The organism is Micromonospora sp. C28SCA-DRY-2, assembly GCF_030519475.1.
Taxonomy (GTDB): Bacteria; Actinomycetota; Actinomycetes; order Mycobacteriales; family Micromonosporaceae; genus Micromonospora.
On record NZ_JAUMKD010000002.1, the window covers coordinates 108,075 to 133,657 of the forward strand.

25 protein-coding genes are annotated in these 25,583 nt (G+C 74.3%); 17 read left to right on the top strand and 8 right to left on the bottom strand.

What is annotated here, in order from left to right; genetic code table 11:
* Positions 1-25: 25 nt before the first annotated feature.
* From Q3W71_RS08920 to Q3W71_RS08935, 4 genes are all read left to right on the top strand, one after another.
* A complete protein-coding gene (locus Q3W71_RS08920) occupies positions 26-505 on the top strand; it encodes a GbsR/MarR family transcriptional regulator (protein ID WP_302918851.1) in 480 nt (159 codons plus the stop codon).
* Positions 498-1,409, top strand: a complete 912-nt coding sequence (locus Q3W71_RS08925; RefSeq protein WP_302918852.1) for an ABC transporter ATP-binding protein — start codon at positions 498-500, stop codon at positions 1,407-1,409. The genes Q3W71_RS08920 and Q3W71_RS08925 overlap by 8 nt, the downstream gene beginning before the upstream one ends.
* Positions 1,396-2,193: an ABC transporter permease subunit gene (locus Q3W71_RS08930; protein ID WP_302918853.1), complete on the top strand. Its 798-nt coding sequence runs from the start codon at positions 1,396-1,398 to the stop codon at positions 2,191-2,193. Before Q3W71_RS08925 ends, Q3W71_RS08930 begins: the two co-directional genes overlap by 14 nt.
* Before the next feature lie 124 nt (positions 2,194-2,317).
* Entirely contained in the window at positions 2,318-3,985 is a 1,668-nt protein-coding gene (locus Q3W71_RS08935; RefSeq protein ID WP_302918854.1) for an alkaline phosphatase, read from the top strand.
* A gap of 121 nt (positions 3,986-4,106) precedes the next feature.
* On the opposite strand, the gene Q3W71_RS08940 is transcribed toward Q3W71_RS08935, so the two are convergent.
* Together Q3W71_RS08940 and Q3W71_RS08945 are read right to left on the bottom strand one after the other, a co-directional pair.
* Positions 4,107-4,511 (bottom strand): YjbQ family protein, encoded by a 405-nt coding sequence (locus Q3W71_RS08940; RefSeq protein WP_302918855.1) that lies wholly within the window; start codon positions 4,509-4,511, stop codon positions 4,107-4,109.
* 26 nt (positions 4,512-4,537) lie between these two features.
* The gene (locus Q3W71_RS08945; RefSeq protein ID WP_302918856.1) at positions 4,538-4,963 is read right to left on the bottom strand and encodes a hypothetical protein; all 426 of its coding nucleotides are present in this window, start codon (positions 4,961-4,963) and stop codon (positions 4,538-4,540) included.
* A 440-nt stretch (positions 4,964-5,403) separates the two neighbouring features.
* Here Q3W71_RS08945 and aceE point away from each other — a divergent pair, with 440 nt between their 5' ends.
* Entirely contained in the window at positions 5,404-8,148 is a 2,745-nt protein-coding gene (gene aceE, locus Q3W71_RS08950; protein ID WP_302918857.1) for a pyruvate dehydrogenase (acetyl-transferring), homodimeric type, read from the top strand.
* A gap of 150 nt (positions 8,149-8,298) precedes the next feature.
* Here aceE and Q3W71_RS08955 read toward each other — a convergent pair whose 3' ends face one another.
* A complete protein-coding gene (locus Q3W71_RS08955) occupies positions 8,299-8,745 on the bottom strand; it encodes an SRPBCC family protein (protein WP_302918858.1) in 447 nt (148 codons plus the stop codon).
* Between the two features lie 185 nt (positions 8,746-8,930).
* Between Q3W71_RS08955 and Q3W71_RS08960 the strand changes: the two genes are divergently transcribed.
* Genes Q3W71_RS08960 through gltX form a run of 3 tightly spaced genes read left to right on the top strand, consistent with a single transcriptional unit; the run spans position 8,931 to position 13,013 of the window.
* Positions 8,931-10,280, top strand: coding sequence for a GH1 family beta-glucosidase (locus Q3W71_RS08960; protein WP_302918859.1), 1,350 nt, complete (start codon positions 8,931-8,933; stop codon positions 10,278-10,280).
* On the top strand, positions 10,277-11,554 hold the full coding sequence (locus Q3W71_RS08965) for an MFS transporter (RefSeq protein ID WP_302918860.1): 1,278 nt from the start codon (positions 10,277-10,279) through the stop codon (positions 11,552-11,554). Before Q3W71_RS08960 ends, Q3W71_RS08965 begins: the two co-directional genes overlap by 4 nt.
* Positions 11,555-11,603: 49 nt before the next feature.
* Complete coding sequence (gltX, locus tag Q3W71_RS08970) at positions 11,604-13,013, top strand: glutamate--tRNA ligase (RefSeq protein ID WP_302918861.1); 1,410 nt, start codon at positions 11,604-11,606, stop codon at positions 13,011-13,013.
* A 72-nt stretch (positions 13,014-13,085) separates the two neighbouring features.
* Here gltX and Q3W71_RS08975 read toward each other — a convergent pair whose 3' ends face one another.
* On the bottom strand, positions 13,086-13,688 hold the full coding sequence (locus tag Q3W71_RS08975) for a copper resistance CopC family protein (protein WP_302918862.1): 603 nt from the start codon (positions 13,686-13,688) through the stop codon (positions 13,086-13,088).
* 247 nt (positions 13,689-13,935) lie between these two features.
* On the opposite strand from Q3W71_RS08975, the gene Q3W71_RS08980 reads away from it, so the two are divergent.
* Positions 13,936-14,583: a hypothetical protein gene (locus Q3W71_RS08980; protein ID WP_302918863.1), complete on the top strand. Its 648-nt coding sequence runs from the start codon at positions 13,936-13,938 to the stop codon at positions 14,581-14,583.
* Between the two features lie 41 nt (positions 14,584-14,624).
* Here Q3W71_RS08980 and Q3W71_RS08985 read toward each other — a convergent pair whose 3' ends face one another.
* The 3 genes from Q3W71_RS08985 to Q3W71_RS08995 form a co-directional block, all read right to left on the bottom strand.
* Positions 14,625-15,437, bottom strand: coding sequence for an NADP-dependent oxidoreductase (locus tag Q3W71_RS08985; RefSeq protein WP_302918864.1), 813 nt, complete (start codon positions 15,435-15,437; stop codon positions 14,625-14,627).
* A 151-nt stretch (positions 15,438-15,588) separates the two neighbouring features.
* Positions 15,589-15,915 (bottom strand): hypothetical protein, encoded by a 327-nt coding sequence (locus Q3W71_RS08990; protein ID WP_302918865.1) that lies wholly within the window; start codon positions 15,913-15,915, stop codon positions 15,589-15,591.
* Between the two features lie 100 nt (positions 15,916-16,015).
* Entirely contained in the window at positions 16,016-16,555 is a 540-nt protein-coding gene (locus Q3W71_RS08995) for a hypothetical protein (RefSeq protein ID WP_302918866.1), read from the bottom strand.
* A gap of 278 nt (positions 16,556-16,833) precedes the next feature.
* Between Q3W71_RS08995 and Q3W71_RS09000 the strand changes: the two genes are divergently transcribed.
* The 8 genes from Q3W71_RS09000 (at position 16,834) to Q3W71_RS09035 (ending at position 25,230) form a co-directional block, all read left to right on the top strand.
* Positions 16,834-18,024: a sensor histidine kinase gene (locus Q3W71_RS09000; RefSeq protein ID WP_302918867.1), complete on the top strand. Its 1,191-nt coding sequence runs from the start codon at positions 16,834-16,836 to the stop codon at positions 18,022-18,024.
* 45 nt (positions 18,025-18,069) lie between these two features.
* Positions 18,070-18,729 (top strand): response regulator transcription factor, encoded by a 660-nt coding sequence (locus tag Q3W71_RS09005; RefSeq protein ID WP_302919637.1) that lies wholly within the window; start codon positions 18,070-18,072, stop codon positions 18,727-18,729.
* Positions 18,730-18,751: 22 nt separating this feature from the next.
* Positions 18,752-20,035: a CdaR family transcriptional regulator gene (locus Q3W71_RS09010; protein WP_302919638.1), complete on the top strand. Its 1,284-nt coding sequence runs from the start codon at positions 18,752-18,754 to the stop codon at positions 20,033-20,035.
* A gap of 79 nt (positions 20,036-20,114) precedes the next feature.
* Positions 20,115-21,284 carry an acyltransferase domain-containing protein gene (locus tag Q3W71_RS09015; protein ID WP_302918868.1) on the top strand — a complete coding sequence of 390 codons (1,170 nt, stop codon included), beginning with the start codon at positions 20,115-20,117 and terminating at the stop codon, positions 21,282-21,284.
* On the top strand, positions 21,284-22,231 hold the full coding sequence (locus Q3W71_RS09020) for a beta-ketoacyl-ACP synthase III (protein ID WP_302918869.1): 948 nt from the start codon (positions 21,284-21,286) through the stop codon (positions 22,229-22,231). The genes Q3W71_RS09015 and Q3W71_RS09020 overlap by 1 nt, the downstream gene beginning before the upstream one ends.
* Positions 22,232-22,315: 84 nt before the next feature.
* Positions 22,316-22,555, top strand: a complete 240-nt coding sequence (locus Q3W71_RS09025) for an acyl carrier protein (RefSeq protein WP_007072348.1) — start codon at positions 22,316-22,318, stop codon at positions 22,553-22,555.
* Positions 22,556-22,557: 2 nt separating this feature from the next.
* Positions 22,558-23,784 carry a beta-ketoacyl-ACP synthase II gene (fabF, locus tag Q3W71_RS09030; RefSeq protein WP_302918870.1) on the top strand — a complete coding sequence of 409 codons (1,227 nt, stop codon included), beginning with the start codon at positions 22,558-22,560 and terminating at the stop codon, positions 23,782-23,784.
* Between the two features lie 21 nt (positions 23,785-23,805).
* On the top strand, positions 23,806-25,230 hold the full coding sequence (locus Q3W71_RS09035) for an acyl-CoA carboxylase subunit beta (RefSeq protein WP_302918871.1): 1,425 nt from the start codon (positions 23,806-23,808) through the stop codon (positions 25,228-25,230).
* 48 nt (positions 25,231-25,278) lie between these two features.
* On the opposite strand, the gene Q3W71_RS09040 is transcribed toward Q3W71_RS09035, so the two are convergent.
* A complete protein-coding gene (locus Q3W71_RS09040) occupies positions 25,279-25,497 on the bottom strand; it encodes a hypothetical protein (protein WP_302918872.1) in 219 nt (72 codons plus the stop codon).
* Between the last annotated feature and the right edge of the window lie 86 nt (positions 25,498-25,583).

Sequence of the window (25,583 nt, forward strand, 5' to 3'; positions counted from 1 at the left end):
ATTGAACATTTGGAACGAGGGGACGATGACGGAACTGACCGCCCAGCGCCGGTACGCCGAGGACGCCGCCGTCGTCCTCAGCGGGCTCGGGCTGCCGCCCGCGTACGGCAAGCTGCTGGGCTGGCTGCTGGTCTGCGATCCGCCGTGGCAGACCAGCGGCCAGCTCGCCGAGGGGCTCGGGCTCTCCAAGGGCTCGGTCAGCACCGGCATGCGGCTGCTGGAGACCAGCGGCCTGGCGCGTCGGGTGCCGGTGCCGGGCCACCGCGGCCACGCGTACGAGGTGCGGCCGGACGCGATCATCCGGATCGCCGCGGACGCCACCAAGTTCCGGGCGTTCCGGGAGCTGATGGAGCGCGGCCTGGCCGTCGTCGGCGGCGAGGACGCCCCGGGTACCGAGCGGCTGCGCGTCATGCGCGACTTCTACGCGTTCATCGAACGCGAGGTGCCCAAGCTCGTCGAACGCTTCGAGGCCGAGTACCAGGGGAAGGGAGAGGGCGATGGCTGAGCTTGCCATCGAGACGGAGAAGCTGGTCAAGACGTACGGCCGCAACCGCGGCCTGACCGGGCTGGACCTGCGGGTCGAGCCTGGCGAGGTGTACGGGTTCCTCGGCCCCAACGGAGCCGGCAAGTCCACCACCATCCGGCTGCTGCTCGACCTGATCCGCCCGACCAGCGGCCGGGTCAGCGTGCTCGGCGCGGACCCCCGCCGCGACGGGGTGGCACTGCGCCGCCGGATCGGCTACCTGGCCGGCGACTTCGTGGTCGACGGCCGGCAGACCGCCCGCGAGCTGCTGACCTACCTCGGCAACCTGCGCGGCGGGGTGTCCCGGGCCCGGATCGAGGAGCTGGCCGCCCGGCTCGACCTGGACCTCGGCCGGCGGATCAAGGGGTTGAGCAAGGGCAACCGGCAGAAGGTCGGCGTGGTGCAGGCGTTCATGCACCAGCCCGAGCTGCTCATCCTCGACGAGCCGACCAGCGGGCTGGACCCGTTCCTGCAACAGGAGTTCCTGTCCCTGGTGCGCGAGGCGCGGGCCGACGGGCGGACGGTCTTCATGTCCTCGCACGTGATGAGCGAGGTGCAGCAGACCGCCGACCGGGTGGGCTTCATCCGCGAGGGCCGGCTGGTCACCGTCGCCCGGGTCGAGGAGCTGCGCGAGCAGGCCGTCCGCAAGGTCGAGATCCACTTCGACGACCCGGTCAGCGAGGCCGAGTTCCGGGACCTGCCCGGGGTCAGCGAGGTCACCGTCACCGGCACCACCCTGCGCTGCCGGCTCGACGGCCGGGCCGACGCACTGGTCAAGGCCGCCGCCGGGCACACAGTGGTCGGGCTGCTCTCCGAGGAGCCGGACCTGGAGGAACTCTTCTTCGGCTACTACTCCCGCGAGGAGGGCACCCGTGTTGCTGCGTGACCCGTTCACCAAGGCGCTGCACGACGCGCGCCGGTCGCTGCTCGGCTGGACCGTGGCGATCGTCGCCGTCGGCGCGATGTACGCCTCGTTCTGGCCGACCGTGCAGACGCCGGAGATGAAGGAGGCGCTGGCGGCGTATCCGGAAGGGGTGCTGGAGGCGTTCAACTACAGCGACCTCACCACCGCCGCCGGCTACCTGGGCAGCGCCGTCTACGGCCTGCTGGTGCCGTTGCTGGTGGCGGTCTTCGCCATCGCCGCCGGCACCCGCGCGGTGGCCGGCGACGAGGAGGCCGGCACCCTCGACCTGGTGCTGGCCCATCCGGTCAGCCGGGCCCGGCTCGCGCTGCTGCGTTTCGCGGCGGTGGCGGCCGGCATCGTCGCGGTGGCCGTCCTGCTCGGCCTGGTCATGGTCGCGCTGAGCGGGCCGGCGCAGTTCGACGGCATCGGCGCCGGCGGCTTCGCGGCGATGACCGTGCACCTCACCCTGTTCGGGCTGACCTTCGCCGCGCTCGCCTTCGCCGTCGGCGCGGCCACCGGGCGGCGGGCCGCGGCGCTCGGCGCGGGTGCCGCGGTGGCCGTGCTCGGCTACCTGGCGAACTCGGTCTTCCCGCAGGTGGAGGGGCTGGCCTGGGCGCGGGAGGTGTCCCCGTTCCACTGGTACCTGGGCGGCTCGCCGCTGGTCGACGGGGTGCAGCCGGCCGGCGCGCTGCTGCTGCTCGGCGCCACCGTGCTGCTGGTCGCCGCCGGCACCGCCGCCTTCACCCGGCGGGACGTCGCCGTCTGAGCGACCGGGAAGGGCTCCTTGTTCGGCCGTTGGCGACGACGAGGAGCCCTTCCGGTCATCTGGCGGTCACCCGCGCTCGGGACGCTCCCCAGGTCGGCAAGAACCGGACTCTGGGGAGGAATTCGTGGCACTGTCCCGACGAACGATCCTGTTGAGCGGCGCGGCGGTCGGCGCGGCCGGCGCCGTCGGCCTACCCGCCGCGGCCGGCGCGCAGCCCGCCGGAACGCCGGCCACCGGCACCCGCCGGCTGGCGTACCCGTTCACCCTCGGCGTGGCGTCCGGCGACCCGGACCACGACGGCTTCGTGCTCTGGACCCGGCTGGCGCCCGAGCCGCTGGCCGAGGACGGCCTCGGCGGGATGCCGGACCGGGTCGTGCCGGTGCGGTGGGAACTGGCCGCCGACGAGCGGTTCCGGCACGTCGTCCGGCGCGGGGTGGCCCGGGCGCGACCCGGGTCGGCGCACAGCGTGCACGTGGAACTGGACGGGCTGCTGCCCGGCCGGGAGTACTTCTACCGGTTCCGGGCCGAGGGCCACGTCTCCCCCGTGGGCCGGACCCGCACCGCGCCGGCCCCGTGGAGCATGCCGGCCGCCCTGGCCATGGGCTTCGCCTCCTGCTCCCAGTACGAGCACGGATACTTCACCGCCTACCGGCGGCTGGCCGAGACCGAGCCGGAGCTGATCCTGCACCTGGGTGACTACCAGTACGAGTACGCGCCGGACACGTACAACGCGCCCGGCGGCAACCCGCGTGACCACGAGGGCCCGGAGACCCGGACGCTGGCCAACTACCGGCAGCGGCACGCCCAGTACAAGACCGACGCCGACCTGCAGGCCGCGCACGCCGTCGCGCCCTGGGTGGTGGTCTTCGACGACCACGAGGTGGAGAACAACTGGGCCGACGAGACGCCCGAGGCGCCGGACCCGGAGTTCGCCGCGCGGCGGGCGGCGGCCTTCCAGGCGTACTACGAGAACATGCCGCTGCGCCGCACCTCGGTGCCGCGCGGCATCGACATGCAGCTCTACCGGCGGGTGCGCTGGGGGCGGCTGGCCACCTTCCACATGCTCGACACCCGCCAGTACCGCGACGACCAGGCCTGCGGGGACGGCTACCGCAACTGCGCCGCGGCCGCCGACCCGGCCCGGTCCATCACCGGGGCCGAGCAGGAGGCCTGGCTGCTGGACGGCTTCCGCCGCTCCGACGCCCGCTGGGACATCCTCGGCCAGCAGGTCTTCTTCGCCCAGCGGGACAACAACTCCGGGCCGCTGACCGTCACCAGCATGGACGCCTGGGACGGCTACGTCGCCTCGCGCGACCGGATCACCCGCGGCTGGCTGGCCGCCGGGGTCCGCAACCCGGTGGTGCTCACCGGGGACGTCCACGCCCACTGGGCCAGCGACCTGAAGCTCGACTACGCCGACCCGACCTCCCGGACCGTCGGCAGCGAGCTGGTCTGCTCCTCGATCACCTCGGGCGGGGACGGGGCCGACTCGGCCACCGGCTCGCACCCCTGGCTGGCGTTCAACCCGCACCTGCGGTTCCAGAACAACCTGCGCGGCTACGTCCGCACCACGATCACTCCCGGCCAGCTCACCGCCGACTTCGACGTGCTGCCGTACGTGAGCCGGCCGGGCGCGCCGGCGCACACCCGGGCCCGGTTCGTCATCGAGGACCGGGTGCCGGGTCTGCACCTGACCGCGGACCACCCGCTGCCGGCCGCCACCGCGCGCCGCTCGGCCGACGCCGTCGACGAGGGCCGCCGCACCGTCGACACGGAAACCACCCGCCCCTGACCACCCGCCGCCCGCCCCGGCTGCACGAACAGTGAACGAGTGGCCATTCCGCGCGGAATGGCCACTCGTTCTCGGTATGTGCTCGCGCGGCGGGTGGTGGGGCGGGCGGGGCGGGGCGGGGTCAGCCGGGGAGGAAGGAGAGGCGGACCTTGCGGGACGGGTTGTCGCCGTTGGTGTCGACCAGGCAGAGCGACTGCCAGGTGCCCAGCGCCAGCCGCCCGTCCAGCACGGGCAGCGTCGCGTACGGCGGGAGGAAGGCGGGCAGCACGTGGTCCCGGCCGTGCCCGGCCGAGCCGTGCCGGTGCCGCCAGCGGTCGTCGGCGGGGAGCAGGTCCTCCAGCGCGGCGAGCAGGTCGTCGTCGGAGCCGGAGCCGGTCTCGATGATCGCCAGGCCGGCGGTGGCGTGCGGCACGAAGACGTGCAGCAGGCCGTCGCCCTGACCGGAGACGAACCGCTCGGCCTCGCCGGTGATGTCCCGGACGGTGGGCCGGGAGCCGGTCTGAACGCTGATCACCTCACTGCGCATACGTCGGATTCTGCCGCAGAGTGCGGTCAGTAGCTGCCGCCACCGCCACCGGAGTCGCCGCCCCCGCCGGACCAGCCACCGCCGGAGTCGCCCCCGCCCCACCAGCCACCGCCGGAGTCGCCCCCGCCCCACCAGCCGCCGCCGGAACCCGCGCCGGACCGGTCGCCGGCCGGGTCGTCCCGGCCATGGTCGCGGTCGCTGTAGTCCGTGCCGACGTCCCCGGTGGGGCCGACGTACAGCGCGCCGGCCGCCGCGTCCTGGGGGCGGTGCCGGCCGCGCGGCCGCCGCGCGTCGCGGATCAGCCCGACCCCGAGCAGCGCCAGCGTGGCGCCGACCGCCGCGATCGTGAACGCCGCTGGTGACACCAGCCAGCCGGCCACCCCGCCGACCGCCGTGCCGACCACCCCGACGACGGCCATCGCCCCGCCGAGCACCACCGGTCGCCATCTCATGCCGGCAGGGTAGGGCGGCCGGACAAGCCCGCCCGACGGGCGCTCGGCGGACTGCCCGCGGGCCCCACGGGCGGCCGGACAAGCCCGCCCGACGGGCGCTCGGCGGACTGCCCGCGGGCCCCACGGGCGGCCGGACAAGCCCGCCCGACGGGTGCTGGGCGCGACGGCCGGCGGGCCTCGCGGAGGGCCGCACGAGGCCGCCCGACGGGTGCGCGGCGCGACGGCCGGCGGGCCACCGGCCCGGCCTGGTCCGGCAGCGGACGGCGGTGTCACCGGGCCCGGATCGGCCCGGATCGGGTCCGAGCCCGCCGATTGCAGAAAGTTACCGGCGGGTACCTGTGTCGAGCGTCGCGTCTCGGGGCGGTGGACGTGACGGCAGGTGGCACAAGGGGGCAGGATGGCGCTAGAGACCTATCCCACACACAACCGAGGGAACGCCTGTGGCTACGGAACGCAAGCGCCCGGTGATCACCGCCGGTCTGCCGAGCCAGCTTCCGGACATCGACCCTGAAGAAACCAGCGAATGGGTCGAGTCGCTCGACGGTGTCATCGACGAGCGCGGGACCAAGCGCGCCCGCTACGTCATGCTGCGCCTGCTGGAGCGGGCCCGCGAGCGTCAGGTCGGGGTGCCGTCCCTGACCACCACGGACTACATCAACACCATCCCGCCGGAGCGCGAGCCGTGGTTCCCGGGGGACGAGCACGTCGAGCGGCGGATCCGGGCGTACGTCCGGTGGAACGCCGCCATGCTGGTGCACCGGGCGCAGCGCCCGGAGATCGGCGTCGGCGGGCACATCTCCACCTTCGCCAGCTCGGCCTCGCTCTACGAGGTGGGCTTCAACCACTTCTTCCGGGGCAAGAACCACCCGGGTGGCGGCGACCACATCTTCTACCAGGGTCACGCCTCCCCCGGCATGTACGCCCGGGCGTACCTCGAGGGCCGGCTCACCGAGCACCAGCTCGACGGGTTCCGCCAGGAGCTGTCCCACCCGGGCGGCGGCCTGCCGTCGTACCCGCACCCGCGGCTGATGCCGGACTTCTGGGAGTTCCCGACGGTCTCCATGGGCCTGGGCGGGCTGAACGCGATCTACCAGGCGCGGTTCAACCGCTACCTGCACCACCGGGGCATCAAGGACACCTCCGACCAGCACGTCTGGGCGTTCCTCGGCGACGGTGAGATGGACGAGCCGGAGACCCTCGGCGCGATCGGGGTGGCCGCCCGCGAGGAGCTGGACAACCTCACCTTCGTGATCAACTGCAACCTCCAGCGGCTGGACGGGCCGGTCCGCGGCAACGGCAAGGTCATGCAGGAGCTGGAGGCGTTCTTCCGGGGCGCCGGCTGGAACGTCATCAAGGTGGTCTGGGGCCGGGAGTGGGACCCGCTGCTCGCCGCGGACACCGACGGCGCGCTGGTCAACCTCATGAACACCACGCCGGACGGCGACTACCAGACCTACAAGGCGGAGTCCGGGGCGTACGTGCGGGAGCACTTCTTCGGCCGTGACCCGCGCACCCGCAAGATGGTCGAGCACCTCAGCGACGACGAGATCTGGAACCTCAAGCGGGGTGGCCACGACTACCGCAAGCTCTACGCGGCCTACAAGGCGGCGATGGAGCACACCGGGCAGCCGACGGTGATCCTGGCCAAGACGATCAAGGGCTGGACGCTCGGCTCGCACTTCGAGGGCCGCAACGCCACGCACCAGATGAAGAAGCTGACGCTGGAGGACCTCAAGACCTTCCGCGACCGGCTCTTCCTGGACATCCCGGACTCGGCGCTGGAGGAGAACCCGTACCTGCCGCCGTACTACACGCCGGGCGAGAAGTCCGACGAGATCGCCTACCTCAAGGAGCGGCGCCAGCAACTCGGCGGCTACCTGCCGTCGCGGCGTACCGAGGGCAAGCGGCTGACCATCCCCGGCCCGGAGCGGTTCTCCGACGTCAAGCGGGGCTCGGGCAAGCAGAAGGTGGCCACCACGATGGCCTTCGTCCGCCTGCTCAAGGACATCATGAAGGACAAGGAGTTCGGCAAGCGCTGGGTGCCGATCATCCCGGACGAGGCCCGCACGTTCGGCATGGACTCGCTCTTCCCGACCCAGAAGATCTACTCGCCGCACGGCCAGCGGTACACCGCCGTCGACCGGGACCTGTTCCTGTCGTACAAGGAGGCCATCGGCGGGCAGATCCTGCACGAGGGGATCAACGAGGCCGGCTCGGTCGCCTCGTTCACCGCCGCCGGCTCGTCGTACGCCACGCACGGCGAGCCGATGATCCCGATGTACATCTTCTACTCGATGTTCGGGTTCCAGCGCACCGCCGACGGGCTCTGGGCGGCCGCCGACCAGATGGCCCGGGGTTTCCTGCTCGGCGCCACCGCCGGCCGCACCACGCTCAACGGCGAAGGGCTCCAGCACGAGGACGGCCACTCGCACCTGATGGCCGCCACCAACCCGGCGGTGGTCGCGTACGACCCGGCGTTCGCGTTCGAGATCGCGCACATCGTGGAGAACGGCCTGCACCGGATGTACGGCGAGGCGCAGGAGAACATCTTCTACTACCTCACCGTCTACAACGAGCCGATCCTCCAGCCGGCCGAGCCGTCCGACGTCGACGTCGAGGGGCTGCTCAAGGGCATCTACCGCTACTCCCCCGCCCCGGAGGTGGGCGGTGACGCCCCGAAGGCCAACCTGCTGGCCTCCGGCACGGGCATGCAGTGGGCGCTGCGGGCGCAGCAGTTGCTCGCCCAGGACTGGGGGGTGGCCGCCGACGTCTGGTCGGTGACCTCCTGGACCGAGCTGCGCCGGGACGCGGTCGAGTGCGAGGAGCACAACCTGCTCAACCCGGGCGCCGAGCAGCGGGTCCCGTACGTCCAGCGGAAGCTGGCCGACGCCGACGGGCCGAAGATCGCGGTCAGCGACTGGATGCGCGCGGTACCGGACCTGATCGCCCGCTGGGTACCGGGGGACTACACCTCGCTCGGCACCGACGGCTTCGGCATGTCGGACACCCGGCACGCGCTGCGCCGGCACTTCCACGTCGACGCGGAGTCGGTGGTGGTGGCGACGCTGCGGCAGCTCGCGCTCCGCGGCGTGGTGCCGGCCACCGTGCCGGCCGAGGCGGCCAAGAAGTACGCCATCGAGGACGTCAACGCCGCCCCGGTCGGCGAGACCGGCGGCGACAGCTAGGCGGCACACGACGAAGGGCCCGGCGCGTTCGCGCCGGGCCCTTCGTCGTCCCCGCGACCCGAGAGCGGGGCAGGCGAGCAGGCGGTGGTCCGGCGTCCCTGGCGGGGACCCGGGCCACCGCCGTCGCGGGCGACGCCAGGACGGGCCCGGTCAGCCGACGGCGGCCAGGTCGGTCAGCCGGGCGAGCGAGTCCTCCAGGTCGGCGCCGACCCGACGCAGGCCGAGCCGGAGCAGGGCGGCCTTGACCGGACCGGCCGGCCAGCGTACGACGATGAGCCGCACGATCGTCCCGCCCTCCTCCTCGTCCGCGGTGAGCTGGACGTAGATCTCGGTGCGCGCCTCCGCCCGGGCACCGGCGCCCTTGGCGCGTTCGCGCCAGCCGATCAGGGTCGGCTCCTGATAGGCGATCACTTCGGCCTCATGCGCCGCGCCACGTCCGGCCTGGACCAGCTGCCGCCGTCCGAAGCCCTCCCCCGAGAGCACCTCGGCCGCGCGGACCCCCGCCAGCCAGGCCGGCAGCTGCTCGGCCCGCTGCACGACGTCCCAGACCGCTTCCATCGGCGCCGCCACGTGCGCACTGCGTTCCACGAGGATCATTTCCGTCTTCCTCCAGTGAGGACATCCCACGATATCGGCACTCTATGCACAAATTCGGACTTACCTGGACGGGTTTGGAAAAGACACGCCGAAAACCATTGCCTGACGAACGACCAGCGCCTATGGCGCATTCGCCGGGCGCGCCCTAGAGTCCCGAACACGTTTCGCGTTCACCGGGAGGGCGCATGCCGACCGAACCGCTGCCCGACTTCCCCGCCGGCTTCCGCTGGGGGGTCTCCACCTCCGCCTACCAGATCGAGGGCGGCGCCGGCGAGGGCGGCCGGGGACCGTCCATCTGGGACACTTTCGCGCACTCCCCCGGCCGGATCGTCGACGGCAGCACCGGCGACGTGGCGTGCGACCACTACCACCGGCACGCCGAGGACGTCGACCTGATGGCCGGCCTCGGCGTCTCCGCGTACCGCTTCTCCATCTCCTGGCCCCGGGTCCAGCCGGGCGGCACCGGCGCGGCCAACCCGGCCGGGCTGGACTTCTACGACCGGCTGGTCGACGACCTGCTGGCCCGCGATATCGACCCGGTCGCCACGCTGTTCCACTGGGACCTGCCGCAGCCGCTGGAGGACGCCGGCGGCTGGCTGAACCGGGACACCGCGCACCGCTTCGCCGAGTACGCCGACCTGACCGCGGCCCGGCTCGGCGACCGGGTCAAGCTCTGGATCACCCTCAACGAGCCGTTCGTCCACATGAGTCTCGGCCACGGCATGGGTGTGCACGCGCCCGGCCGGATGCTGCTCTTCGACGCCTTCCCGGTCGCCCACCACCAGTTGCTCGGCCACGGTCTCGCGGTCGGCGCGCTGCGCGCCCGCGGCACCAGCCCGGTCGCCATCGCCAACAACTACTCGCCGGTGCGGCTGGCCGGCGACACCGACGCCGACCGGGCGGCGGCGGCCGCGTACGAGGCGCTGCACAACCGGCTCTTCACCGACCCGCTGCTCGGCCGCGGCTACCCGGCCGGGCAGGACTTCGACGCCGGCGTGGTCCGCGACGGCGACCTGGCGGTGATCGCCGCGCCGATCGACGTGCTCGGGGTCAACTACTACAACCCCACAGCGGTACGCGCCCCGGAGGAGGGTTCGCCGCTGCCGTTCGACCTGGTGCCGCTGGACGGCTACCCGCGGACCGCCTTCGACTGGCCGGTCGCGCCGGACGGGCTGCGCGAACTGCTCGGCTGGCTGCGCGACACCTACCGCGACGACCTGCCCCCGATCGAGATCACCGAGAGCGGCTGCGCCTACGACGACGCCCCGGACGGCACCGGGCGGGTGCCCGACCCGGAGCGGATCGCCTACCTCGACGGGCACCTGCGCGCGGTCCGGGCCGCCCTCGACGACGGGGTGGACGTCCGGGGCTACTTCGTCTGGTCGCTGCTGGACAACTGGGAGTGGGCCGAGGGCTTCACCAAGCGCTTCGGCCTGGTGCACGTCGACTTCGACACCCGGGTGCGCACCCCGAAGTCCTCGTACGCCTGGTTCCGCGACGTGATCGCGGCCAGCCGCCGGACACCGGCGGCGTGACCACCGTCGACCCGACGCCGGCCTCGCTGCCGGCGGCGCTGGCCGAGCCGACCGTCCCGGTCCGGCGCGGCTGGATCGCGCTGATCTTCGCGGCCAACCTCGGCGTGTGGATGGCCTTCTTCACCCCGATCCAGGTGCTGCTGCCACAGCAGGTGGAGCGGATCGCGCCGGCCGACAAGGAGGCCGCGCTCGCCCTGGTCACCGGCCTCGGCGCGCTCGCCGCGGTGCTCGCCAACCCACTCGCCGGCGCGCTGTCCGACCGGACCTGCCTGCGCGTGGGCGGCCGGGAGTTCGGCCGCCGGCACGTCTGGACCGCGGGCGGGGCGCTGCTCGGCGCGGCGGCCCTGGCGCTGCTGGCCCAGCAGCGCACCGTGCTCGGGGTGGCGCTCGGCTGGGTCGCCGCCCAGGTCTGCTTCAACGCCATGCTGGCCAGCCTCACCGCCGCCGTGCCGGACCGGGTGCCGGTGACCCAGCGCGGCGGGGTCTCCGGCTGGGTGGGCATCCCGCAGGCGCTCGGGCTGGTGCTCGGCGTGGTGCTGGTGACCGCCGTGGTCACCGGCAACGCCGCCGGCTACCTGGCGGTCGCGGCGGCGGTGCTGCTGCTGGCGCTGCCGTTCACCCTGTTCACCACCGACGACCCGCTGCCCCGCGGGCACCGTCCGGCGCTGCGGCCGCGCGCCCTGCTCGCCTCGATGTGGGTCTCGCCCCGGGCCCACCCGGACTTCGGCTGGGCCTGGATCACCCGGTTCCTGGTCCAGCTCGGCAACGCCCTGGGCACCCTGTACCTGCTCTACTTCCTCACCGACCAGGTGCGGTTGGCCGACCCCGAGGGCGGCCTGCTGGTGCTGATCCTGCTCTACACGGCCGGGCTGGCCGCGACCGCGGTGCTGGCCGGCTGGCTCTCCGACCGCTCCGGCCGGCGGAAGGTCTTCGTGATCGCCTCCGGCGGGATCATGGCGGTCGCCGCGCTGCTGCTCGCCGTCGCGCCGGTCTGGCCGATGGCGGTGCTCGCCGCGCTGCTGCTCGGCGCCGGCTACGGCGTCTACCTCTCGGTGGACGCCGCCCTGATCACCCAGGTGCTGCCCCGGGCCACCGACCGGGCCAAGGACCTCGGCGTGATCAACATCGCCAACTCCGCCCCGCAGGTGCTCGGTCCGGCGATCTCCGCCCCGCTCGTGGTGCATCTGGGCGGTTATCCGACGCTCTACGCGGTCACCGCGGCGGTCACCGTGCTGGGCAGCGTGCTGGTGGTGAAGATCCGGTCGGTGCCCTGACCCACACCCCTGGCCGAATCCGGTGGCGGCCCGCCGTAGGCTGGGGGACGTGACGGTACGTGTACGCTTCGCCCCCTCCCCGACCGGTATGTTCCACGTCGGCGGCGCCCGCTCGGCCCTGCAGAACTGGATCTACGCCAAGCAGCAGGGCGGGGTGTTCGTGCTCCGCATCGAGGACACCGACGCGGCGCGGAACAAGCCGGAGTGGACCGAGGGCATCCTCTCCGCGCTCGACTGGATCGGCATCGAGCGGGGCAGCTACGAGGGCCCCTACTTCCAGTCGCAGTACGCCGGTGAGCACCGGGCCGCCGCCGCCCGGCTGTACGAGTCGGGCCGGGCGTACTACTGCGACTGCACCCGGGAGGCGGTGCAGGCCCGCACCGGCTCGCAGTACCAGGGCTACGACGGCTTCTGCCGCGACCGTGGGCTGGGCCCGGGCGAGGGCCGGGCGCTGCGCTTCCGCACGCCCGACGAGGGCGAGACGGTGGTAATCGACCTGATCCGCGGCGAGCCCACCTTCGAGAACAAGCTGATCGAGGACTTCGTCATCGCCCGCGGCGACGGCTCGCCGGTGTTCCTGCTGGCCAACGTCGTGGACGACATGACCATGGGGATCACCCACGTGATCCGGGCCGAGGAGCACCTGCCGAACACCCCGAAGCAGCAGCTGCTCTGGGACGCCCTCGGGGTCAAGCCGCCGACCTGGGCGCACGTGCCGGTGGTGGTCAACGAGAAGCGGCAGAAGCTGTCCAAGCGGCGCGACAAGGTCGCCCTGGAGGCGTACCGGGACGAGGGCTACCTCGCCGCCGCGATGCGCAACTACCTGATGCTGCTCGGCTGGGCGCCCTCCGGCGACCGGGAGATCGTGCCCTGGTCGGTGATCGAGGAGGAGTTCCGGCTGGAGGAGGTCAACCCCTCGCCGGCTTTCTTCGACGAGAAGAAGCTGCGCGCGTTCAACGGCGAGTACATCCGGGCGCTGCCGATCGAGGACTTCGTCGCGGCCTGCCAGCCGTGGCTGACCGGCACCGGCACCATCGCGCCGCCGCCGTGGCAGCCGGCGGAGTTCGACGCCGCCGCGTTCGCCGCGGTGGCCCCGCTGGCGCAGACCCGGATCGCGGTGCTCAGCGAGATCGTGCCGAACGTCGACTTCCTCTTCCTCGCCTCGCCGCTGATCGACGAGGCGGCCTGGGCCAAGGCGATGAAGGAGGGCTCGGCCGAGCTGCTGGAGGCGGCGACCGCGGCCTTCGAGGCGCTGGAGTCCTGGGACGCCGAGTCGCTCAAGGCCGCCCTGGAGGCGGTCGGCGCGGAGCGCGGGCTCAAGCTCGGCAAGGCGCAGGCCCCGGTCCGGGTCGCGGTCACCGGCCGTACGGTCGGGCTGCCGCTGTTCGAGTCGCTGGAGGTGCTCGGCCGCGAGCGCACCCTGACCCGGCTGCGCGCCGCCCGGGTCCGCCTGGTCTGATCCCGGTCGGTCCCGGTCGGCCCCCGGTCGCGGGGCGGAGCCGGTCGGCGAGGCGCCCCGCCGGTGGTGGCGTCAGCCCCGGGCCGACCGGCGCCGCAGCAGCAGGCCGGCGACCAGCGCGGCGAGCAGCACGGCCCCGCCGAGCGTCGCCCAGAGCCAGCCGCGACCACCCGACTCCGTACCCTCCTCGGCCGCCGGCACCGCGGCGACGCTGGCGCTGCCGCTCGGCGTCGCCGTCGGTGCGCCGGACGGCGACGCCGGTGGGACGGAGGCGGCCGGGGCGGTGGCCGACGCCGAGGGGTCGGCCGGCGTGCCGGTGGTGAGGGTGAACCGCACCTCGCCGGAGACCGGGTGCCCGTCGCTGGAGGCCACCCGGTAGCCGACGATGTAGAGCCCCGCCCGGCCCGGCTTGAACGGCAGGCGTACCCGGTTGCCGGTGAAGGTCGGCGCGCCACCCAGCGCCGCCACGTTGTCCGGCCCGGTGACTGTGATCTTCGTCGTGGCCGGATCCGGCTTGGCCAGGAACCGCAGCTCGATCCGGGCCGGCGCGGTCGCCACCCGGGCGCCGTCGCGCGGATCGCTGCCGGTCAGCGAGTTGTGCGCGGCCGCCGGCGTCGCCGGCAGCAGGGACACGCCGAGCGCCACGCCGAACACCGCTGGCCAGGTACGCGCCACACGTGCGACCCTGCCCCCCATGAGCCCCTCCGCAAAGGTACGATCCGCCCGCTGATCAACGGCTGCCGCACATTAGTCGAGCCGAGATCGCAGATAGTTCCAAATACTGTTCCACCAGCTGCAACCGAGCGACGTTCCGCGGAGTCTCTGAGGTGGGTCCCGGCCTGTGGCCACGGTCACCTCCGTCCACCAACCACGCACGTGACCTGCAGCGAAGCCATCCATCGAACGGGGCGAGGAGGCGGCGATGGTCCGACGGATGAGGCGACTGGTCGCGGTACTGGTGGGCGGGCTGGCGGCGACGCTGGTCGCGGTGGCCGCGGCGGGGCCGGCGACGGCCGCCCCGAAGCCCCCGCCCGGGGTGGACATCACCGGGGACGGGCTGGCCGAGCCGCTGCGGCTGCGCGCCGAGTCCCACCCGCAGCACGTGGTCGCCGTCATCGACCAGGTCAGCTTCCTGCCCGGCATCGGGCAGAAGACCGGCCCGAAGGCGGCCGACCTCGGTCCGAAGTACACGGTCGTGGTGTTCGCCGGCGACACGCCGAAGCAGACGTACGACCTCTATCCCAAGGCCAAGGGCGGACCGCGGGTGTTCCGGCCGGCCAAGCAGCCGGACAACCGCAAGACCAGCGCGGGCTGGTTCCTCGGCCGGCTGTCCATGTCCGAGACGCTGCGCACCGCCGGGGTGCCGCTGGAGCGGGAGTTCGACACGGTCAGCGGCGGCGTCGGCGGCGGCGAGCGGGTGATCCCGGAGGACGCCCTCGACCCGGCCCGCGACATCGACGAGGCGCTCGGCGAGATGCAGCGCCTGCTGCTGCTCAACGGCGCGGTGGTGCTGGTGATCACCCTCGGTCTGGCCGGGATCGCGCTGCTGATCCGCCGCCGCACCAGCTGACCGCGGCGCGGGCCCGGCCCGCCGGCCGCGGCCGCCCCGGGTCAGATTTCGAGCACCACCTTGCCCCGGACGTGCCCGGCCTGCACCAGCCGGTGCGCGGCCGCGGCCTCGGCCAGCGGGAACGTGCGTGCCACGTGGACGGTGAGCCGCCCGGCGTCGACCAGCCCGGCGAGCAGGCTCAGGTCCGCCGTCGACGGCTTGACGAACAGGTAGCTGCCGCCCAGCCGGGTGACGTGGTCCGGGTCGGCCGTGGAGACCAGCCGGGCCGGCCGGTCCATCAGCTGGGCCGAGACCTCCAGCGCGTCGCCGCCGAACAGGTCGAGCGCCACGTCCACCCCGTCGGGCGCGACCGCCCGGACCCGGTCCAGCAGGCCGTCGCCGTGGCTGACCGGCTCCGCGCCCAGCGACCGGACGAAGTCGTGGTTGGCGTCGCCCGCCGTGCCGATCACCCGCTGCGCGCCGAGGGCCCGGGCGAGCTGCACCGCCAGGTGGCCGACCCCGCCGGCCGCGCCGTGCACCAGCACGGTGTCGCCGCTACCGGTACGCACCGACCGGAGGGCCTGGTAGGCGGTGAGCCCGGCGAGCGGCAGCCCGCCCGCCTCGGCCCAGGACGCCCGCACCGGCTTGTCGGCCAGCGTCCGCTCCGGGGCCGGCACCAGTTCGGCGTACGTGCCGTGTTGGATGTCGTCGCGCCGGACGTACCCGACGACCTCGTCGCCGACCGCGAAGCCGGTCACCGCGGGGCCCACCGCTGCCACCACGCCGGCCGCGTCCCACCCGGGCACCAGCGGGAAGTGGCTGGGGAACGCGCCGGCCAGGTACCCCTCGCGCACCTTCCAGTCGACCGGGTTCACCCCCGGCGGCGCGTACCCGCACCAGGACCGTGTCCGGGCCGACCGGCGGCTCCGGAAGCTCGCGCACGGCGAGCAGGTCGGCCGGCCCGTACGCGTCGATGGCGATCGCCCTCACGACCACCACGCTAACCGGCGGACGGCGCCCGCGAGGTCAGCACCAACGGTGCGGGGGCCGCTCCCGCCGGATCGCGCGTCGCGGCGGGCGGACCGGCCCGTGCCGGTGCGCGCCCGCCCAGCCGGGCAGGTCGCTGCGGCAACCCCCGGAGCCGGCCGGCTCCACCTCGCCCGGCAGGGCCGGCTCGGCCGCCCGCTGCCGGGGCACCGGCGGATCCTCGTCGGCCCGCTCGGCCTGGCGGCCCGGCTCGGCCGGCCCGCCGACCAGCCGGCGGTGGTGCTTGGCGACCGGCTGCTGCTCGTGGTGACCCGGCCGGCAGGGCTCGCCCTGGGCGCAGCCGTGGTCGGCCTCCCCGTGCGCCATCCCGGTCTCCTCACGCTCGCCGTCGCCCGCCGGTGCTGGCCCCGACGTGCCCTGCCACCGTACTGGCCGGGACCGACGAGCCGTGCAGCGCATACCCGGGTCAGCGGCGGGCCCGGCGCGGGAAGATCGTCTCCCAGAGCGGGAAGGCGACCAGCCAGATCACGATGGCGAGGGTGAGCTTGCCGATCCAGTTCGCCAGCTCGCGGGTCCGTTCCGCGTCGTCCACCCAGAGGATCGCGGCGCCGAGCAGCCCACAGGCGATCGCCCAACCGACCAGGCCCTTGCCCCACTCCCGCCACTCGTACCGGGTCCGGGCCCAGCCGGCACGGGGCGGCTTCACCGGCGGCGGGCCGCCGGCGAACCGGTGCGCGAACCGCTGGTCGGCCCAGCGGACCATCGAGTGGCCGAAGGCCACCGAGAAGCCGAGATAGGCGGCGGCCAGCCCGTGGGTGACGTCGGCGGTCGCGCCGCGCCGGAGGTCGACGGCGGTCGCCGCGAGCAGCACCAGGTCCACCAGCGGTACGCAGACCAGCAGCGCCGCGCCGAGCCGTGGCCGGCGCAGCGGATAGCGGGCCAGCAGCCCGGCGCCGAGCACCACCCAGAACCCGATCTCACACGCGACGATGACCGCCACCAGCATCTCTGACCCTCCCGTTTCCTTCCGGTCACCAGCCTGGCCCGGCCGGCGGCCGGCGACCTCGACGGCGGAGAGGAGATCCGGCTCCATCCTTCGACGGATCCCGGCCACGGGCCTTCGACGGATCCGGACCGGACGCCGGCCGGCGGGGCACACCGGCCGGGTCCAGCGGCCCGCGACGGGCCTGCGGGCGGGCGTACCTCCTTCGGTGGACGCCGGCCGGCGCGGCCTCCTCCACCGGTCGGAGCCCGAGCGGCCACGGCTGTGGTGAGATCGGTGCCATGCGACCGCCAGCGTGGCTCGGGCCCGGCACCCTCGGCCGCGACCTCGCGCTGGGCGGCGGATCGCTGGTCGGCGGCCTGGTTGTGCATGGCCTGGGCACGCAGCCGCAACTGCCCTGGGCCCCGGACGTGCCGAAGGCGCTGTTCCTGCTGCCGCTGGTGGCGGTCTGCGCGGCGGTCGGGCTGCGCCGGGTCGCCAGCCGGGGCAGCCTGGCACTCGGCACCACGGCGGTGCTGGCCGACCTGGCGCTGGGAAGCTCGCTGGCGACCGTCCTGGTCTACACCCAGGTGGTCTACGACGCGTGCGTGTTCGGCTCCGCCCGGACCTGGCGCTGGCTGCTGCGGGTCACCGTCGGGCTGAGTGTCCTCGGCGCGGTGCTCGGGGTGGTGCTGCTGCGGGACTGGCGCGGGGTGGGCGTCGGGGTGCCGGTGGTGCTGCTCGGGCTGCTGCCGGTGCTCACCGGGATCAGCGTCCGGCAGTACCGGGACCAGGCGGCGACCGAGCGCGCCCGGGCCGAACAGACCGCACGGCTCGTCGAGCTGGACCGGCGGCAGGCGGTGAGCGCGGAACGGGCCCGGATGGCCCGGGAGCTGCACGACGTGGTCGCCAACCACCTGAGCGCGGTGGCCATCCACGCCACCGCCGCGCTCTCCGTGGCCGGGCTGGACCGGGACCAGGTCGACCGGGCGCTGCGGGTGATCCGGGAGAACAGCGTGCAGGGGCTGGCCGAGATGCGCCAGATGATCGGGCTGCTCCGGGAGCCGGCGGAGGGCGGACCGGCGACGGACGCGACGGACGAGGCGACCCGGGCCCGGTTGAGCGAGGTGGACGTGCTGGTCAGCCGGGTTCGCGCGGCCGGGCTGACGGTCCGGGTGCAGCGGCACGGAACGCCCCGCGCGCTGCCGGTCGGGGTGGACCTGGCGGCGTACCGGATCGTCCAGGAGTCGCTGACCAACGCCCTCAAGCACGGTGCCGGCCGGGCCGACCTGGTGGTCGCCTACGAGCCGGCGATGGTGGTGGTGACCGTGACGAACCCGGTGCGCGCCGACGGTGACTCGCTGGCCGGCGCGGGTGCCGGGTTGGTCGGGATGCGGGAGCGGGCCGTGCTGCTGCACGGCCGGTTCACCGCCGGCCCGGAGGACGGCGACTGGCGGGTCCGGGCGGAGCTGCCCACGGAGGCGACGCCGTGACCGGCCGTGCCGACGGCGTTCGGACGGGAGGGTGACGTGACCGAGGTGATCCGGGTGCTGCTCGCCGACGACCAGGCGGCGGTCCGGGCCGGGCTGGCGTTGATCCTGGCCGGGGCGCCGGGCGTCGAGGTGGTGGCCGAGGCGGACGACGGCGCCGAGGCCGTCCGGCTCTGCCGGGAACTCCGCCCGGACGTCGCGGTGCTGGACGTGCGGATGCCGCGGCTGGACGGCATCTCGGCCACCCGGGATATCGTCGCCGACCGGCTCGCCGACGTGCTCGTGCTCACCACCTTCGACCTCGACGAGTACGTCTTCGGGGCGCTCCGGGCCGGGGCCGCGGGCTTCCTGCTCAAGGACACCGACGCCGAGGGGCTGGTGGCGGCGGTGCGGACGGTCGCCCGGGGCGAGGGGTTCATCGCCCCCGCGGTGACCCGGCGACTGATCACGGCGTTCGCGGCGACCGCTCCCGCCGCCTCCGCCGCCACCCGGGCGGCGGTGGCGGCGCTGACCCCGCGGGAGCGGGACGTGCTGGCGTGCCTCGGGCTCGGCCTGTCCAACCAGCAGATCGCCGACCGGCTGTCGATGGCGGAGAGCACCACCAAGACGCACGTCAGCCGGATCCTCGCGAAGCTCGACCTGCGCAGCCGGGTGCAGGCCGCCATCCTGGCCCAGGAGCTGGGCCTGCCCGCTCCCCCGGCGGCCTGACCGCCGGGGCGGCGGGAAGCGCCTGGTCAGCGCATGTCAGGCTGGAGCCGTGGACGAGCCGGGCGGGATCGAGCTGTCGGCCACGCTGCGCCGGATCGAACGGGCGGCGGGGGCGCTGGCCACCGCCAGCGTGGCCCGGATGGACGAGACCCTGCCCTGGTTCCGCACCCTCCCGGCCGACCAGCGCTCCTGGGTGATGCTGGTGGCCCAGGCCGGCGCCCGCTCGCTGGTGCAGTGGCTGCGCGACGGCGGCGGCACCGCGGACAGCACCCAGGAGGTCTCCGACGAGGTCTTCGCCGCCGCGCCGCAGGCGCTGGCCCGGTCGATCAGCCTCCAGCAGACGGTCGCGCTGATCAAGGTGACCATCGACGTGGTCGAGGAGCAGGTCGCCCACCTGGCCGCGGAGGGCGAGGAGCAGCAGCTGCGCGAGGCCGTGCTGCGGTTCTCCCGGGAGATCGCCTTCGCCGCCGCCCGGGTCTACGCCCGGGCCGCCGAGTCCCGCGGCGCCTGGGACGCCCGATTGCAGGCCCTGCTGGTGGACGCGCTGCTGCGCGGTGACTCGCCGGACGTGCTGGCCAGCCGGGCCGCCGCGCTGGGCTGGTCGGACGCGCCGCCGGTGGCGGTAGCGGTCGGCCGCTCCCCCGGCGGCGAGGTCTCCGCCGTCCTGCACACCGTCTACCGGCAGGCCCGGCGGATCGGCGCCGAGGTGATCGGCGGCGTGCACGGCGACCGGCTGGTGATCGTGCTCGGCGGCGCCGCCGACCCGCTCGCCGCCACCGGGAAGCTGCTCAGCGCGTTCGGGGACGGGCCGGTGGTGGTCGGCCCGGCGGTGCCCAGCCTGGACGAGGCCACCGAGTCGGCCCGGGCGGCGCTGGCCGGCTTCCGCGCCGCGCCGGCGTGGCCCACCGCGCCCCGGCCGGTGCCGGCGGGCGACCTGCTGCCGGAGCGGGCGCTGGCCGGGGACGCCGAGGCGCGCCGCCGGCTGCGCCACGACGTGTACGCGACCCTGGTCCGCGCCGGCGGCGAGCTGCTGGAGACGCTGGACGCCTTCTTCGCCGCCGGCGGGACGCTGGAGAGCGCCGCGCGGGCCCTCTTCGTGCACCCGAACACGGTCCGCTACCGGCTGCGGCGGATCGCCGAGGTCACCGGCTTCTCCCCGCTCGCGCCGCGGGACGCGTTCGCCCTGCGGGTGGCGTTGACCGTGGGCCGGCTCGACCCAGTGGTCCCGGTGGTCCCGAGTCAGACAATGGGTCCAGGCGTCGGTAAAACCGCACAGCCGGGCGATGACCACCGCCGATTTTTGTAGGATCCCTCCAAAGGTCCTAGTGTGGTTTGGTGGCGGTCGGCACAGCGCTACCCACGCGTATCCGGGAGAGTCTGTAGACGTGCTCGCCGTACTCTCTCCCGGCCAGGGTTCGCAGAAACCCGGCTTCCTGACTCCCTGGCTCGACCTGCCCGGTGCCGAGGCGCGGCTGCGCTGGTGGTCGGCGCTGGCCGGGGTCGACCTGGTGCACCTGGGCACCGCCGCCGACGCCGACGAGATCAAGGACACCGCCCGCACCCAGCCGCTGCTGGTCGCGGCGGCGCTGCTGGCCGGCGAGCACCTGCCGATGCACGACGTCGCGCTGACCGCCGGGCACAGCGTCGGCGAACTGGGCGCGGCGGCGCTGGCCGGGGTGCTCCCGGCGGAGGCGGCGATCACCCTGGCCGGGGTGCGCGGCCGCGAGATGGCCGCCGCCTGCGCGCTGGAGCCCACCGGGATGGCCGCCGTGCTGGGCGGCGACCCGGACGAGGTGCTCGCCGCGATCGAGGCGCACGGCCTGCACGCCGCCAACCGCAACGGCGCCGGCCAGGTCGTCGCCGCCGGTGCGGTGGAGAACCTGGACAAGTTCGCCGCCGAGCCGCCGGCCCGGACCCGGATCGTCCGGCTCCAGGTGGCCGGCGCGTTCCACACCCCCTACATGGCGCCGGCCGAGTCGGCGCTGGCCGCGGTGGCCGCCGGGATCACCCCGGCCGACCCGAACCGGATCCTGCTGTCCAACCTCGACGGGGCCGCTGTCAACCACGGCCGGGAGCTGGTGCAGCGGCTGGTCCGGCAGGTCACCGCGCCGGTCCGCTGGGACCTGTGCATGCGGACGCTGGCCGACCTCGGGGTGACCGGGGTGATCGAGCTGCCCCCGGCCGGCACGCTGGCCGGGCTGGTCAAGCGGGAACTCAAGGCCGCCGGCGCACCGGAGATCGTCACCGTGAACACCCCGGACGACCTGCCCGCCGCCCGGGACCTGATCGCCCGGCACGGGATGGCGCCGAGCCACGAACCGACCATCTCGTTCCGGGTGGTGGTGGCCCCCTCCGCCGGCACCTTCGCGCCCGCCGGGGGCCTCGCCGAGGGCGCGTCGGTCCGGGCCGGTCAGGTCATCGGCCAGGTCGCCACCCGGCAGGGGCCGGTCGAGGTGACCGCCCACGACAGCGGCCTGCTCACCGAGTGGCTCGCCCACCACGACGACCCGGTCGCCCCGGGCCAACCGCTCGCCCGCATCGGAGGACAGCACTGATGGCTGCCGGAAGCCGCATCGTCGCCCTGGGCCACTACCAGCCCTCCCGGGTGGTGACCAACGACGAGATCGCCCAGCTCGTGGAGACCAGCGACGAGTGGATCCGGGACCGGGTCGGCATCGTCACCCGGCGGGTCGCCGACGGCGAGACGGTGGCCGACATGGCCGCGGCCGCGGCCGGCAAGGCGCTGGCCAACTCCGGGCTGACCGCCGCCGACATCGACCTGGTGGTGGTGGCCACCTGCACGTCGGTGGACCGCAGCCCGAACGTGGCCTGCCGGGTCGCCGCGAAGCTCGGCATCACCGCGCCCGGGGCGTACGACATCAACACGGCCTGCTCCGGCTTCGCGTACGCGCTGGGCACGGTCGACCACGCCATCCGGGCCGGCGCCTCGCGCAACGCCCTCGTCATCGGCGCCGAGAAGCTCTCCGACTTCACCGACTGGACGGACCGCTCCACCTGCATCATCTTCGGCGACGGCGCGGGGGCCGCGGTGGTCACCGCCGGCGCCGAGGGCGAACCGGCCGGGGTTGGCCCGGTGGTCTGGGGCTCGGTGCCGGAGAAGAGCGACGCGGTCCGCATCGAGGGCTGGCGGCCGTACATCCAGCAGGAGGGGCAGGCGGTGTTCCGCTGGGCCACCACCGAGCTGGCGCCGCTGGCCCTGCGGGCCTGCGAACGCGCCGGGGTGGACCCGGCCGAGCTGGCCGCGTTCGTGCCGCACCAGGCCAACGCCCGGATCATCGACGGCATCGCCAAGCGGCTGAACATCCCCGACGCGATCATCGCCAAGGACATCGTCGAGTCCGGCAACACCTCGGCGGCGAGCGTGCCGCTGGCCCTGTCCAAGCTGGTCGAGCGGCGCGAGGTGCCCTCCGGCGCCCCGGTGCTGCTGTTCGGCTTCGGCGGCGGCCTGACCTACGCCGGTCAGGTCGTCCGCTGCCCCTGAAGACCCCTCCGGCGCGCCAGCGCCGGAGTGACGGCCGGCGCCGCCGCCGTCGAGTGAATCCCCCGATGAGAGGAACCAACCGCAATGACCCGTGACGAGATCACCGCCGGCCTCGCCGAGATCCTCGAGGAGGTTGCCGGGGTGAACCCGGACGACGTGGCCGAGGGGAAGTCCTTCACCGACGACCTGGACGTCGACTCGCTCTCCATGGTGGAGGTCGTGGTGGCGGCCGAGGAGAAGTTCGGCGTCAAGATCCCGGACAACGAGGTGCAGAACCTGAAGACCGTCGGGGACGCCGTCAGCTACATCGAGGCGCAGTCCTGATCATGAGTCGTCCCGACGTCGTCGTCACCGGGCTCGGCGCGACGACCCCGCTCGGCGGGGACGTCGCGTCGACCTGGGACGCCATGGTCGCCGGCCGCTCCGGGGTGGGTGCGCTCACCCAGGAGTGGGCGGCACAACTGCCGGTCCGGATCGCCGCGCAGCTCGCGGTGGAGCCGTCCGAGGTGCTGGAGCGGGTCAAGCTGCGCCGGCTGGACCGGTCCGAGGCGATCGCCATCATCGCGGCGAAGCAGGCCTGGGCGGACGCCGGCCTGGCCGACTCCGGGCTGGACCCGGAGCGGCTGGCGGTCAGCGTCGGCTCCGGCATCGGCGGCGCCACCACCCTGCTCGCCCAGGACGACATCCTCGAGTCGTCCGGGCCGCGCCGGGTCTCCCCGCACACCGTGCCGATGCTGATGCCGAACGGTCCGGCCGCCTGGGTCGGGCTGGAACTCGGCGCCAAGGCCGGCGTGCACTCGGTGGCCAGCGCCTGCGCGACCGGTGCGGAGGCGATCGCGCTGGGGCTGGACATCATCCGCGCCGGCCGCGCCGACGTGGTGGTGGCCGGCGGCACCGAGGCGGTCATCCACCCGCTGCCGATCGCCGGGTTCGCCTCGATGCGGGCCATGTCGACCCGCAACGACGAGCCGGAGCGGGCCTCCCGTCCGTGGGACAAGGGCCGGGACGGCTTCGTGCTCGGTGAGGGCGCCGGGGTGGTGGTGCTGGAGCGGGCCGACCACGCCGCCGCCCGGGGCGCCCGGGTGTACGCGCGCCTCGCCGGGGCCGGGATCACCTCCGACGCGTACGACATCGTGCAGCCGCACGCCGAGGGCGAGGGCGCGATCCGGGCGATCGCGAAGGCCATCGCCGACGCGGACGTGGCCAAGCGCGACATCGTGCACGTCAACGCCCACGCCACCTCGACACCGGTCGGCGACATGCTGGAGATCGGCGCGCTGCACCAGGCGCTCGGCGACCACCCGGTGCTGGCGGCGACCAAGTCGATGACCGGTCACCTGCTCGGCGCGGCCGGGGCGCTGGAGTCGATCGCCACCATCCTGGCCATCCGGGACGGTGTCGTTCCTCCGACCATCAACCTCGAAGACCCGGACGACGGCCTCACCATGGAGGTGGCCGCCCACAAGGCGCGCCACATGGAGATCCCCGCGGCGTTGAACAACGCGTTCGGTTTCGGGGGCCACAACGTGGCTCTCGTCTTCGCGCGGGCCTGACCCACCGCCTGGGAGGCTGATGTGACCAGCACCGCCGTCGGCGCCGACACCTCGACAGTGGACCACCGCGACCCCGAGGTGCGGCTGCGGGCGCTCTTCGACGCCGGCTCGCTGCGCCTGCTGGCGCCCCGGGACGGCTCGGGCGTGCTCTGGGCGCGGGGCGAGATCGAGGGCACGCCGGCCGTCGCGTACGCCACCGACGCCACGCGGATGGGTGGCGCGATGGGCACCGACGGGTGCCGGCACATCGTCGACGCGATCGACACGGCGGTGCGGGAGCGGGTCCCGGTGCTCGGCCTCTGGCACTCCGGCGGGGCCCGGCTGGCCGAGGGCGTGGTCGCGCTGGACGCGGTCGGTCAGGTCTTCGCCGCCATGGTCCGGGCGTCGGGCCGGGTGCCGCAGATCTCCGTGGTGCTCGGTCCGGCGGCCGGCGGCGCCGCGTACGGGCCCGCGCTGACCGACATCGTGGTGATGAGCGGCGCGGGCCGGATCTTCGTGACCGGTCCCGAGGTGGTCCGCAGCGTCACCGGCGAGCAGGTCGACATGGAGCGCCTCGGCGGCCCCGAGCCGCACGGCCGGCGCTCCGGCGTGGTGCACGTGACGTGCGCCGACGACGAGGCCGCGCTGGCCGAGTCGCGCCGGCTCGCCGCGCTGCTGGGCCGCCAGGGCCGGCTCTGCCCGGACGACGTGCCGGCCGAGGGCGGGGAGGGCCACGACCTGGCCGCGAGGATGCCGGCCGAGGCCAACCGGGCGTACGACGTCAAGCCGGTGGTCCGGGCGCTGCTCGACGCCCCCGGCGTGGAACTGCACGCCAAGTGGGCGCCGAACATCGTCACCACGCTCGGCCGGTTCGCCGGCCGGACGGTCGGCGTGATCGCCAACAACCCGCTGCGCCTCGGCGGTTGCCTGGACGCCTCCAGCGCCGAGAAGGCGGCCCGGTTCGTGCGGATGTGCGACTCGCTCGGGGTGCCGCTGATCGTGCTCGTCGACGTCCCCGGCTACCTGCCCGGCCTCGGCCAGGAGTGGGACGGCGTGGTCCGGCGCGGCGCGAAGCTGCTGCACGCCTTCGCCGAGGCGGTGGTACCGCGGGTGACCCTGGTGACCCGCAAGGCGTACGGCGGGGCGTACATCGCGATGAACTCCCGCTCGCTCGGCGCGACAGCGGTCTTCGCCTGGCCCAACGCGGAGGTCGCGGTGATGGGCGCCAGCGCGGCGGTGAACATCCTGCACCGCAAGAAGCTGGCCGCCGCCCCCGCCGAGGAGCGGGAGGCGCTGCGTGCCCAGCTGATCGAGGAGCAGGTCCGGGTGGCCGGCGGGGTCAACCGGGCGCTGGAGATCGGCGTGGTGGACGACGTGATCAAGCCGGCGGAGACCCGGCGCCGGATCGCCGAGGCGCTCGCCGCGGCGCCGGCCGCCCGGGGCGCGCACGGCAACATCCCGCTGTAGCGGCGCTCCGACCGCCGCCCGTACCGTACGGGTCCGCGCTCGCGTCGGTCAGCCCTGGTTGCGCGGGTGGCGCTTCGCGGTGCGCTCGTTGCCCCGGCGGTAGTTGCCGGTCCACCGCGCCATCACCAGTTGCGGGTCGTCCTCGACCTCGGCGAGGAACTGCGCCGCCCGACCGCCCCGCAGGGTGCCGGCCGCCCGCCCGTTGTGGGTGATCACCACCGTGCCGTCGGCCCGCTCCACGTACCCGAAACCCTGTGCCGTTCCCATGCCGGCGAGGCTGTCACCCCGGACCCACCACCGCTAACGGTTTTCCGGGTTGACTCTCCAGCGGCTGGAGACAGGAGGCTGACCGG